General features: G+C 63.2%; 8 protein-coding genes and 1 pseudogene. 3 read left to right on the top strand and 6 right to left on the bottom strand.

The window, feature by feature from the left end:
- A pseudogene (locus E5W87_RS28010) lies at positions 1 to 1,451 on the bottom strand (transcription-repair coupling factor); the annotation flags it as partial.
- A 12-nt stretch (positions 1,452 to 1,463) separates the two neighbouring features.
- Positions 1,464 to 1,751: a succinate dehydrogenase assembly factor 2 gene (locus E5W87_RS28005; RefSeq protein ID WP_292404911.1), complete on the bottom strand. Its 288-nt coding sequence runs from the start codon at positions 1,749 to 1,751 to the stop codon at positions 1,464 to 1,466.
- A gap of 92 nt (positions 1,752 to 1,843) precedes the next feature.
- Here E5W87_RS28005 and recG point away from each other — a divergent pair, with 92 nt between their 5' ends.
- Positions 1,844 to 3,952, top strand: a complete 2,109-nt coding sequence (gene recG, locus E5W87_RS28000) for an ATP-dependent DNA helicase RecG (RefSeq protein ID WP_292404909.1) — start codon at positions 1,844 to 1,846, stop codon at positions 3,950 to 3,952.
- On the opposite strand, the gene E5W87_RS27995 is transcribed toward recG, so the two are convergent.
- The 4 genes from E5W87_RS27995 to E5W87_RS27980 all read right to left on the bottom strand — a co-directional run bounded on the left by E5W87_RS27995 (position 3,904) and on the right by E5W87_RS27980 (position 9,057).
- Positions 3,904 to 4,662 carry a DUF502 domain-containing protein gene (locus E5W87_RS27995; RefSeq protein ID WP_292404908.1) on the bottom strand — a complete coding sequence of 253 codons (759 nt, stop codon included), beginning with the start codon at positions 4,660 to 4,662 and terminating at the stop codon, positions 3,904 to 3,906. The two genes, recG and E5W87_RS27995, sit on opposite strands and share 49 nt — an antisense overlap.
- Before the next feature lie 80 nt (positions 4,663 to 4,742).
- Complete coding sequence (gene glmS / locus E5W87_RS27990; protein ID WP_292404907.1) at positions 4,743 to 6,566, bottom strand: glutamine--fructose-6-phosphate transaminase (isomerizing); 1,824 nt, start codon at positions 6,564 to 6,566, stop codon at positions 4,743 to 4,745.
- Positions 6,567 to 6,814: 248 nt separating this feature from the next.
- Complete coding sequence (gene glmU, locus E5W87_RS27985; RefSeq protein ID WP_292404906.1) at positions 6,815 to 8,176, bottom strand: bifunctional UDP-N-acetylglucosamine diphosphorylase/glucosamine-1-phosphate N-acetyltransferase GlmU; 1,362 nt, start codon at positions 8,174 to 8,176, stop codon at positions 6,815 to 6,817.
- A gap of 134 nt (positions 8,177 to 8,310) precedes the next feature.
- Positions 8,311 to 9,057, bottom strand: coding sequence for a cytochrome c biogenesis CcdA family protein (locus E5W87_RS27980; RefSeq protein WP_127291531.1), 747 nt, complete (start codon positions 9,055 to 9,057; stop codon positions 8,311 to 8,313).
- Between the two features lie 74 nt (positions 9,058 to 9,131).
- On the opposite strand from E5W87_RS27980, the gene E5W87_RS27975 reads away from it, so the two are divergent.
- Together E5W87_RS27975 and topA are read left to right on the top strand one after the other, a co-directional pair.
- Positions 9,132 to 9,476: a hypothetical protein gene (locus tag E5W87_RS27975; protein WP_292404905.1), complete on the top strand. Its 345-nt coding sequence runs from the start codon at positions 9,132 to 9,134 to the stop codon at positions 9,474 to 9,476.
- 455 nt (positions 9,477 to 9,931) lie between these two features.
- Positions 9,932 to 12,063: type I DNA topoisomerase (gene topA, locus E5W87_RS27970; RefSeq protein ID WP_292404904.1), on the top strand; the 2,132-nt coding region annotated here is incomplete at its 3' end.

Below are 12,063 nucleotides of genomic sequence, written 5' to 3'. Positions count from 1 at the left end.
TTCTTGCGCTTCGAGCGACGGATCAGCCGGTCGCCCAGAATGTCCTGCTCGGCGACGACGACCAGTTTCTCGGTCTCGAAGCCGGATTCGAGCGGCAGGACGGCAAGCGCCGCCTGCCCCGCTTCGAGCTTTTCCGCCTCGGCCAGCGTGGCGACCGGCTTGAGATTGCCGAGATGATGTTCCGCCAGTATCTGGCCGAGCCGGTCAAGCGAGCCTTCGGTCCAGCCGGCGATGACGACGCGGCGGCGGGCGGCCCGCTCATCGGCAATGTGTTTTACGACGACGTCGAAGACGTTGACGTTGGGGTCGGCGCGTTCCTCGACGAAGCTGCGGCCATGCCGCGAGCCCGCATGGAAGATTTTCTTCGCGCCGGCATCGGGCGCGTCGAACGGCGTGAAGTCGATCGCTTCGCGCGGGCCAAGCGAGGCGATGAGGTTTTCGGGCGACAGATAAAGCAGGTCCGGCGGCACCGGCTTGTACGGTACGGCGTCCTTCAGCGCACCGTCGGCCTGCTTCCTGCGCGCCTCGTAGTGGTCGAGGATAAGCGCATGGCGCTCAGCCAGCGCCTCATGCGCCAGATGGTCGAATACAACAGGCGTGTCCGGAAGATAGTCGAACACCGTCTCCAGCCGCTCGTAGAAGAACGGCAGCCAGTGCTCCATGCCGGCGAAACGCCGTCCCTCGCTGACCGCCGCATAGAGCCCGTCGTCGCGCGATGGCGCGCCAAAGGCTTCGATGTAGCTGCGGCGGAAACGGCTGATGGTTTCCGGCGTCAGCGCCACTTCGCTCATCGCCTGCAGCGCCATCGACTTGCGCTGGCCGGTGGTGCGCTGCGTGGCGGCGTCGAAGACGCGTATCGATTCCAGCGTGTCGCCGAAGAAATCGAGGCGCAGCGCTTCCGTCCATCCCGGCGCGAACAGGTCCAGAATGCCGCCGCGCACGGCAAATTCGCCGACGCCGCGCACTGTAGGCACTCGCTCGAAGCCTGATATCTCCAGCCGCGACACCAGCGCATTCATGTCGATCTGGTTGCCGGGTTTTGCATGGAAGGTCTGCGCCTCGACGAGGCTTGCCGGCGGAATGCGCTGCAGCAGCGCATTGGCGGTGGTCAGGATGACGGCGCGGTGCGGTTTTTTCACCAGCGCGATCATCGCGGTGAGCGCGTCCAGACGCCATGCGGCAGCATCCGCCCCGGGCGAAACGCGGTCGTAAGGCAGACAATCCCAGGCTGGCAGTTCGAGCACCGGCAAGCCTGGCGCGGCGAATGAAAGCGCCTCGACGATCGAAGGCAGGCGTTGGCCGTCGCGCGCCACGAAAAGCACCGGCTTGTCGGGCGCGATCTCGTCCGCGGCCTGCACCAGCGCAAAGGCTTCGTAACCGTCGGCGACACCGTCGACGATGAACTGGCCGGCGCGGCCTTTCGGCAGGCCAATGGTCGGGATCAAGCTCATGAAATCACGTGTTCAGAATGTCATCGCCTGGCGCGACGCCAGGATCTTTTGCAGGACGGCACAGTCGATATTTGCGGGAACCGGGCGTTCGCCGGTGACCACGGGCAGGAATTCGGTGTCGGGAACGTCGAGGAGCCTCTCATATTGGTCGAGTTCGTCGCCAGTCAAGGCGCCGATCTCGGCGTCTGCGAAACTGCCGAGAATGAGGTCCATTTCGCGCATGCCGCGATGCCATGAGCGAAACAGAAGCTTGCGGCGGCGGGCGTCGAGCCCCTCGCTGGATCGTCTCGTTCCGGTCATTGTCCCGCATCCTTGCCTGAAGCGGCGCATATAGCGTGGATAGAGGGCGGTGTCAGCCTTGCGCTGCGGCCCTCGCGACATAAGCTGACATCATGCGCCCTTCCCTCCTCGATCCGCTGTTTGTCCCGATCACCTCGCTTGCCGGCGTCGGGCCGAAGGTCGGCGCACTGATCGAGAAAATCGTGCCGGCCGATCTCGGCGATCGTGCGGCGCGCGCCGGCGATCTTCTGTTCGTGCTGCCGCACACGGTGATCGACCGCCGCAACCGGCCGGGTATCGCCGGCTCGGCTGAAGGCGCGATCGTCACCCTCGAAGTGCGCATCGACCGCCACCAGCCGCCGCCGCGTGGCAACAGATCGGTGCCGTACCGGGTCTACGCCCATGACGACACCGGAGAGATCGCGCTGACCTTCTTCCATGCCCACGCCGCCTATCTGGAAAAAGCGATGCCCGAGGGCGAGCATGTCGTGGTCTCCGGGCGCATGGAATGGTTCAACGGCCGGCCGACCATGGTTCATCCCGACCACATCGCGCTGGCCAGCGAAGCGGAAAACCTGCCGCTGGTCGAGCCGGTGTATCCGCTCACCGCCGGGCTCTCGGGAAAAGTGCTGCGCCGGGCAATCGGCCAGGCGCTCGCTCGCTTGCCGGCGATGCCGGAATGGCAGGATGGCGAGTTTCTGCGCCGCCAGACCTTTCCTGCCTTCGGCGATGCGCTCGCCCGCATCCATAACCCCGCCGACCCGATTGACGTGTCCGTCGACGGCGCAGCCTGGCGGCGTCTCGCCTATGACGAGTTTCTGGCAGGCCAGGTGTCGCTGGCGCTGGTGCGCGCAAAAGTCCGCCGCCTGTCCGGACGACCATTGGTCGGCGACGGCCGCATCGTCGAAAAGCTGCGCGCCGCGCTTCCCTATTCGCTGACCACCTCGCAGGAAATGGCGCTTGCCGAAATCAACGCCGATCTCGGTGACCCCGAACGCATGCTGCGCCTGCTGCAGGGGGATGTCGGCTCCGGCAAGACGGTTGTCGCGCTGCTCGCTATGGGGCGCGCCGTAGAGGCCGGCGGCCAGGCGGCATTGATGGCGCCAACCGAAATCCTGGCGCGCCAGCATCTTGCGACGATAGCGCCTTTGGCGGAGCGAGCCGGCCTGCACGTTGCCATCCTCACCGGCCGCGAAAAGGGCCGCGAGCGCACCGAGACGCTGGCCGGCCTAGCCAACGGCGAGATCGACATCATTGTCGGCACCCACGCGCTGTTCCAGGAAACGGTAACGTTCCACGACCTCGTCTTCGCCGTCATCGACGAACAGCACCGTTTTGGTGTCCACCAGCGGCTTGCCATCACCGCCAAGGGCGACGCGCCTGACATGCTGGTGATGACGGCGACGCCGATCCCGCGCACGCTGGTGCTGACCGCTTTCGGCGATATGGATGTTTCGAAGCTCACCGAAAAGCCGGCCGGGCGCCAGCCGATCCGCACCGTCACCCTGCCGTTCGAACGGCTCGACGAACTGGTCGGCCGCATGCGCGACGCCGTCGCCGACGGCCAGAAGATCTACTGGATCTGTCCGCTGGTCGAGGAATCCGAAGAGATCAAGCTGATGTCGGCGGAGGACCGTTTTGCCTCGCTAAAGCCGCTGTTCGGCGACTGGATCGGCCTGGTGCACGGGCGCATGAAGGGCGCCGACAAGGACGAGGCGATGCGCGCCTTCAAGGTCGGCGAGACACGCATCCTGATCGCCACCACGGTCATCGAGGTCGGCGTCGATGTGCCGGATGCGACGATCATGGTCATCGAGCATGCCGAGCGCTTTGGCCTCGCCCAGCTGCACCAGTTGCGCGGCCGGGTCGGCCGCGGCGAAAAACCATCCTCCTGCGTGCTGCTCTACAAGGACCCGCTCGGCGAGACGGCAACGCGCCGGCTGTCGGTGATGCGCGAGACCGAGGACGGGTTTCGCATCGCCGAGGAGGACCTGAAGCTGCGTGGCGAAGGCGAGTTGCTGGGCACCCGCCAGTCCGGCACGCCGGGTTTCCAAGTGGCGCGTATCGAGGCGCATGCCGACCTGCTCGAAGCCGCCCGCGACGACGCGCGGCTGATCCTGTCGCGCGATCCCGAGCTGCAATCCGAACGCGGCGCCGCCCTTCGCATGCTGCTTTATTTGTTCGGCCGCGACGAGGCAGTGCGGCTCTTACGCGCCGGCTGAGGCCCGGCACCCACCGGCGGATTGGCGATCTGCACGCCGATCGGCTTGCCGTTCAACGTTACCATTTTGGTCTTGACCTCCGGCGCGACCAGCCCGGCCGAGACGATCAGCTTGGCGCCGTCCTCGATCGTCATGTCGAGCAGCACGACATCGGATTTCGGCACATACATCAGGAAACCGGTGGTCGGGTTGGGCGTGCACGGCATGAATACCGCGATCAACGGGTCGCCTTCCCGGTCGAGCTTCTGGTTGATCTCCGTTTCCTTCTCGCTGGCGACGAAGACCAGCGACCAGACGCCCTTGCGCGGGTATTCGACCAGCCCGACCTGGCGGAACATGTCGCCCTTGTTCGACAGCACGGTCTCGAAGATCTGCTTCAGCGAACCGTAGATTCCGCGCACCAGCGGCATGCGGCCAAGCAATCGCTCGCCGAACAAGACGATAGCGCGACCGACGATATTGGTGGTGAGGAAACCGATCAGGGTGATCAGGACCAGGGCAACGATCAGCCCGAATCCCGGAGCCGGCGTCGGCAGATAAGTGTCGGGGTTGTAACGCGCCGGAATATAGGGCTTCACCCAGGAATCGACCCAGCCGATGAAGGACCAGGCGATATAGGCGGTGATTGCCAGCGGCGCACAGACGACAAAACCTGTCAGGAAATAATTCCGCAGCCGGGTCATGCCTGAGGTCTTGGGGGCATCGGACATGGTTCACCGCAGCACTGATTGCGGCGCAACATTAGTGAACCGCAACCGGCTTTGGAACTGCGAAATTTTTTAAACCACGCCTATTCCACAGTCACCGATTTCGCCAGATTGCGCGGCTGGTCGACGTCGGTGCCCATGAACACGGCGGTGAAATAGGCCAGCATCTGGATCGGCAACGCGTAGATGATCGGCGTGATGATTTCCGGCACATCTGGCAGCACGATCGTCTCCATCGTCTTCACCGTGGCGTGCGCGGCACCCTTGCTGTCGGTGATCAGGATGATCTTGCCGCCGCGCGCCGCCACTTCCTGCATGTTCGACACGGTCTTTTCAAAGATGCGGTCATGCGGGGCAATGACAATCACCGGCATGTTCTCGTCGATCAGCGCGATCGGCCCGTGCTTCAGTTCGCCGGCGGCATAGCCTTCGGCATGGATATAGGAGATTTCCTTGAGCTTCAGCGCGCCTTCCATGGCCAGTGGGAAATTGGTGTCGCGGCCGAGATAGAGCACGTTCTTGTAGTGGGCGAGGTCGCGCGCGACCTTTTCGATCTGGCTGTCGAGCTTCAAGACCTGATTGGCGTAGCGCGGCGCTTCCGACAGTTGGCGGACCAGCGTCGTTTCCTGCTCCCGCGAGATCGTTCCGCGCGCCACACCGGCCCGCACGGCAAGCGAGGCCAGCACCGACAATTGACAAGTGAAGGCCTTGGTCGAGGCGACGCCGATCTCCGGCCCGGCCAACGTCGGCAGGATGACGTCGGATTCGCGCGCCATGGTCGATTCGCGGACATTGACGACCGCGCCGATCTTCATGCCCGCCTTGCGGCAATAGCGCAGCGAGGCCAGTGTGTCGGCGGTCTCGCCCGACTGCGAGATGAAAAAGGCGGCGTCTGTCTTCGACAGCGGCATCTCGCGATAGCGGAATTCCGAAGCGACATCGATATCGACCGGCAGCCGTGCATAGCGCTCGAACCAGTATTTGCTGATCAGGCCGGCCAGATAGGCGGTGCCGCAGGCCGAAATCGCCAGCCGATCAATCTTGGCGAAATCGAACGGCAGGTCGAGCGGCTTCGAGACGCCGCCGACAAAATCCACATAATGCGCCAGCGTGTGCGAGATCACTTCGGGCTGTTCATGGATTTCCTTTTCCATGAAATGGCGCCGATTGCCCTTGTCGACCATGAAGCTGGTGCTAAGCGACTGCTGGCGCTTGCGGTCGACCCTGTTGCCGTCCATGTCGAAGATGGCGACCTCGTTGCGGCGCACAACCGCCCAGTCGCCGTCCTCAAGATAGGTGATCGAATTGGTGAAGGGGGCAAGCGCGATGGCGTCTGAGCCCAGGAACATTTCGCCGTCGCCATGGCCGACGGCCAGCGGCGGGCCGTTGCGCGCTCCGACGATAAGGTCCTCATCGCCCTTGAACATGATGGCCAGCGCAAAGGCGCCTTCCAGCCGCTTCAGCGCCTGGTGCGCGGCCTCGACCGGCTTCAGGCCCCTGGCCAGCTCGCGCGCCACGAGATGGGCGACGACCTCGGTGTCCGTTTGCGAGGAAAATGTGTAGCCGTCGCGCATCAGCTCGTCGCGCAATTCGGCGAAATTCTCGATGATGCCATTGTGGACGATGGCGACGCCGTCGGAAAAATGCGGATGCGCGTTGGTTTCGTTCGGCACGCCATGCGTTGCCCAGCGCGTGTGGCCGATGCCGATCATGCCGTCGAGCGGTTCGTCCTTCAACCGGCGTTCGAGATTGATCAGCTTGCCCTCGGCGCGGCGGCGCCCAAGCTTGCCATGCTCGATTGTGGCGACGCCGGCGGAATCGTAGCCGCGATATTCGAGCCTTTTCAGTGCATCGACGATGAGTGGCGCGACCGGCGAGTGACCGACAATTCCGACGATACCGCACATAGACGTTTGCCCCCGATTCCGGCGTAAAACCCAGCGCCATTTAGGGACGCCCGGGCTGCCGCGAAAATCACATTGCGTTTCGTCCCGTATCAGCCGGGACGGTTCTGCACAGATGCACCATGACAGAGCGCTCTTGCAATCCGGTTACCGCAATCGCTCAGTTTATCCGTGCACGTATCCTATCTTGCCTCAATGGTTTCTGAAATCCGTCAAAGACATGATGCCATTCGTTGCGGCGTTCCGTCAGGCTAGCCTTTTTTCCGGGCCTCGGCCGCCGAAGCGAAGCGCTCGCGCAACTCCTTGCCCTTGCCGGCCAGCGTCCTCTGGCGGGCGCGGCCGAAGGCCAGCGCATCGTCGGGCACGCTTTCAGTGATCACGCTGCCCGAAGCGATGTAGCCGCCCTTGCCGATTGTAACAGGCGCCACCAGCGACGAATTTGAGCCGATGAAAGCACCCTCGCCGATGTCGGTGAAGAACTTCGAGTAGCCGTCATAGTTGCAGGTGATGGTTCCAGCGCCGATATTGGCACCGGCGCCGACGCGGGCATCGCCGATATAGGTCAGGTGGTTGACCTTGGCGCCTTCCTCGATCGTCGCCCCCTTGACCTCGCAGAAATTGCCGACCTTGGCTTTTTGCCGGAGATCGGCGCCCGGCCGCAGCCGTGCAAACGGACCGACATCGCAGTTCGAGGCGATGGTGGCGCCTTCAATATGGCTGAAGGCATGGATCTTGGCGCCCGTGGCGATCGTCACGCCCGGTCCGAACCAGACATTGGGTTCGACGATTGTGTCCGCGCCGATCTCGGTGTCGTGCGAAAAGAACACGGTTTCCGGCGCAATCAATGTGACGCCGGAGAGCATGGCGTCGCGCCGCCGGCGCTGCTGCCAGATGCCTTCCGCCTCGGCGAGTTCGGCACGGTTGTTGATGCCGAGCACGTTCTCGAAGCCGGCTTCTGAGGCAACGACATCAAAACCCTGTCCGCCGGCGATCTCGACGATGTCAGTGAGATAATATTCGCCCTTGGCGTTGTTGCTGCCGACTTGACCAAGCAGCTGCAGCGCATGCTTGCCGGCCACCGCCATCAGCCCGCCATTGCAGAAGGTGATTTTCTTCTCCTCGTCGGTGCAGTCCTTTTCCTCGCGGATCGCGATGAGCTTGCCGCCTTTTTCGATCAGCCGGCCATAGCCGGAAGGATTTGACGTGCGGAAGCCTACCACAACGACGGCAGCGCCTTCGGCCAGCTTCAGGCGCGCAGCGGTCAGCACCTCAGGATCGATCAGCGGCGTATCGCCGAACATCACGAGGATGTCGTCGTAACCCTTTGATATCGCGTCGCGAGCAGCCAGAACGGCATGTGCGGTGCCGAGGCGCTTTTCCTGGACGAAGGTCTCCGCCTTCGGCGCGAACTTTTGCATGGCCTTGCGCATCTCGTCCGCGCCATGGCCGATCACCACAGCCAGATCACCGCTGCCTGCGGCTTCAGCGGCCTTGACCACATGGGCGACCATCGGCAGGCCGGCGATTGTGTGCAGCACTTTCGGCACGGCGCTCTTCATGCGCGTGCCTTCGCCGGCGGCGAGGATGACGGACAGGCAGGTTCTCTGGCTCATGGAATGGCAACCATATGAAAAGGGTTGGGAATCAACGCATGTCTAGCATTGGCGCATGCTGCACCAATGCGGTTAAATTCCGGTGAGACGGTAGAGCAGCTGGCTCTTAATCAGCAGGTCCACAACTCAAGAGCCTATCCCAACTGCCCCAGCACAGGAAAGTTCTCCAGCAGCCAATAAGACATGGCCTGCACGCCTCCAGTCAGGAAAAAGACGCCGGCGACGACCAGCAGCGCGCCCATCGCCTTTTCGACACGGCCGAGATGGACGCGGAATTTCGAGAGAAAGCGCATGAAGGCGCCGGAAAACAGCGCCGCGATCAGGAACGGAATGCCGAGGCCGAGCGAATAGGCGGCAAGCAGAGCCGCGCCCTCGCCCACCGTCTCGCGGCCGCCGGCCAGCGTCAGGATTGGTCCCAGCACCGGTCCGATGCAGGGTGTCCAGCCGAAGGCGAAGGCCAGTCCCATGACATAGGCGGCAACAATACTGGCCGGCTTGCCCTGCGACTGGAAGCGCGCCTCACGCGACAGCAGCGGGATGCGCAATATGCCGAGGAAGTTCAACCCCATCAGGATGATCAGCACACCGGCGGCCATCGCCAGCGGCTCCTGCCAGACGCGCAGCAACCGGCCGATGGTCGAGGCACCGGCGCCCAACGCCACGAAGACGGTGGAGAAGCCGAGAACGAAAGCGATCGAGGCATAAAGCAGCGCGCTGCGCGCGTCGGCCTTGGCCGTGACGCCGGCATTGCCGCGGAAATCATCGACCGACACGCCGGCCATGTAGCAGAGATAGGGTGGCACCAGCGGCAGCACGCAAGGCGACAGGAACGAGATCGCCCCCGCCCCGACCGCGCTGACATAGCCGATATCCAATGCCATTCCCGAAACTCCAACTGTATCGGCGCCGATATAGCGGCGCACGGACTTGTCTGCCAATCACCATTGCGTGGCTTTTGCTCGGCACCGCCGCCTCATACGCCGCTGAAGCGTGGAAGGAAGCCGATGTCGGCGGCAGCAAGATCTACACCGATGCCAACGGCATGACCCTTTATACCTACGACAAGGACGAGACGGGCAAGTCGAACTGCTACGACAAATGCGCCACCAACTGGCCGCCGCTGAAAGCCGAGGCCGATGCCAAGGCCGAGGGCGAATGGACGGTCGTCGAGCGCACCGACGGCACCAAGATGTGGGCTTATGAGGGCAAGCCGCTCTACACGTTCATCAAGGACAAGAAGGCCGGCGATGTGACCGGCGACGGCGTCGGCGGCGTCTGGCATATAGCCAAGGCCGACTAAGCCCCGACCCGGATCCCCGCCTTGACCGGGCGGGAGAATCGCTGGCTGCCGCGTATCCTGCAGGCCTTCCGGCGGCCAGCTTCTGGTGCTGTCCCGCTGGGCATATTGAGCCCCACTCGCCACGCCGGTCTCGCCACGCCGACAGAGCATCATACCGGGCGTCTCTTCAGCAGGGCTGGCGCGTGATCAATGTTTCTCTTATATCCGCGGAAGTATTTGTCCCGTTCTCCCGGATTCATTGCCGGCTTGTCCAACGATTAGGGCAGCCGCTCCCTTTATCTGGGATTGCGGATATCACATGACGCGCCCTTGGGTTGCGCGCTCGATGCAGGATTGCATTTTGGGCGCTTCCCCTTGACCGGATGCAAAAGCGCGGCCATGTGAGCGACAATTGTACGAGATTTCGTCGCGCGCAGCGGAATTCTTCTGCCGCACCACAGCTGATATGAGACCTCATGGACGTCGTCGTCGTCGAATCGCCGGCCAAAGCGAAGACAATCAACAAGTATCTTGGAAAGAACTACAAGGTCCTGGCCTCGTTCGGTCACGTCCGCGATCTGCCGGCCAAGGATGGCTCGGTGCGTCCGGACGAGGATTTTGCCATGTCCTGGGCTGTCGACACCGCCTCGAGCAAACGTCTTGCCGACATCGCCAAGGCGGTCAAGGATGCCGATGGCCTGATCCTCGCCACCGATCCGGATCGCGAGGGTGAAGCCATTTCCTGGCATGTTCTGGAAGTGCTGAAGCAGAAGCGCGCTCTGAAGGACAAGCCGGTCAGCCGCGTCGTCTTCAACGCCATCACCAAATCATCGGTGCTGGAAGCGATGGCCAACCCACGCCAGATCGACGCGCCGCTGGTCGATGCCTATCTCGCCCGCCGTGCGCTCGACTATCTCGTCGGCTTCACGCTGTCGCCTGTCCTGTGGCGCAAGCTGCCGGGCGCCCGTTCCGCCGGCCGCGTGCAGTCGGTGGCATTGCGCCTCGTCTGCGACCGCGAATTGGAGATCGAGCGCTTCATCCGCGAGGAATACTGGCAGGTATCAGCTCTCCTCGGCACGGCGCGCAAGGAAAATTTCGAGGCGCGGCTGACCGCCTTCGACCGCAAGAAGCTGCAAAAACTCGACATTTCGAACAAGGCGCAGGCCGACGACATCAAGGCGATGCTGGAAGGTGCGACCTTCAAGGCGCTCTCGGTCGAAGCCAAGCCGACCAAGCGCAATCCAGGTCCGCCCTTCACCACCTCGACGCTGCAGCAAGCTGCTTCCTCGCGCCTCGGTTTTTCGGCAAGCCGCACCATGCAGGTGGCGCAGCGGCTCTATGAAGGCATGGATATCGGCGGCGAGACCACCGGCCTGATCACCTATATGCGAACCGACGGCGTGCAGATGGCGCCCGAGGCGATATCAGCCGCGCGCGACGCGATCGCAAAAGAGTTCGGCCCAAAATACCTGCCTGAGAAGCCACGCCAATACACGACCAAGGCCAAGAACGCCCAGGAAGCGCACGAAGCGATCCGCCCGACCGATTTCATGCGCACGCCCGCTTCGGTCAGGCAATATCTCGATGCCGACCAGGCACGGCTCTACGAAATAGTATGGAAACGCGCCATCGCCAGCCAGATGCAGCCGGCCGAGATCGAGCGCACCACGGCCGAGATCGAGGCGGTCAACGGCGCCCGCACGGCGGAGCTTCGCGCTATCGGTTCGGTCGTTCGCTTCGACGGCTTCATTGCCGCTTATACCGACCAGAAGGACGAGGATTCGGAAGACGAAGAGGACCGCCGTCTGCCCGAGATCCGTGCCGGCGAACAGCTCGACCGCGAGGCGATCAACGCCACCCAGCACACCACCGAGCCTCCGCCGCGCTATTCGGAAGCCTCGCTGATCAAGAAGCTGGAGGAGCTCGGCATCGGCCGGCCGTCGACCTACACCGCGATCCTGAAGACGCTCGAGGACCGCGATTACGTCAGCATGGACAAGCGCAAGCTGTTGCCGCAGGCCAAGGGCCGACTGTTGTCAGCCTTCCTCGAAAGCTTCTTCGAGCGCTATGTCGAATACGACTTCACCGCCTCGCTTGAGGAGAAACTCGACGAGATTTCCGACGGCAAGCTCGCCTGGAAGGACGTGCTGCGCGATTTCTGGAAGGATTTTTCGGGCGCGGTCGCCGACATCAAGGAATTGCGCGTCACCGACGTGCTCGACGCGCTCAACGAAGAACTGGCGCCGCTGGTCTTCCCAACGCGGGAAGACGGTTCCAATCCGCGCATCTGCCCGAAATGCGGCACCGGCAACCTGTCGCTGAAGCTCGGCAAGTTCGGCGCCTTCGTCGGCTGCTCCAACTATCCCGAGTGCTCCTTCACCCGCCAACTCGGCGACGCCGCCAACCCCAATGGCGAAAACGCCAATGGCGAGGACGGCACCAAGGTGCTGGGCAAGGACCCCTACACGGCGGAGGAAATCACGCTGCGCAGTGGTCGTTTCGGCCCCTATGTCCAGCGCGGCGACGGCAAGGAAGCCAAGCGCTCCAGCCTGCCCAAGGGCTGGACGGTCGAATCGATCGACCACGAAAAGGCGCTCGCCCTGCTGTC

Origin of the sequence: Mesorhizobium sp., from assembly GCF_004962925.1 — a bacterium.
GTDB lineage: Bacteria > Pseudomonadota > Alphaproteobacteria > Rhizobiales > Rhizobiaceae > Mesorhizobium.
The sequence above is the reverse complement of the archived record's forward strand: the minus strand, read 5'-3'. Positions and strand labels throughout refer to the sequence as shown.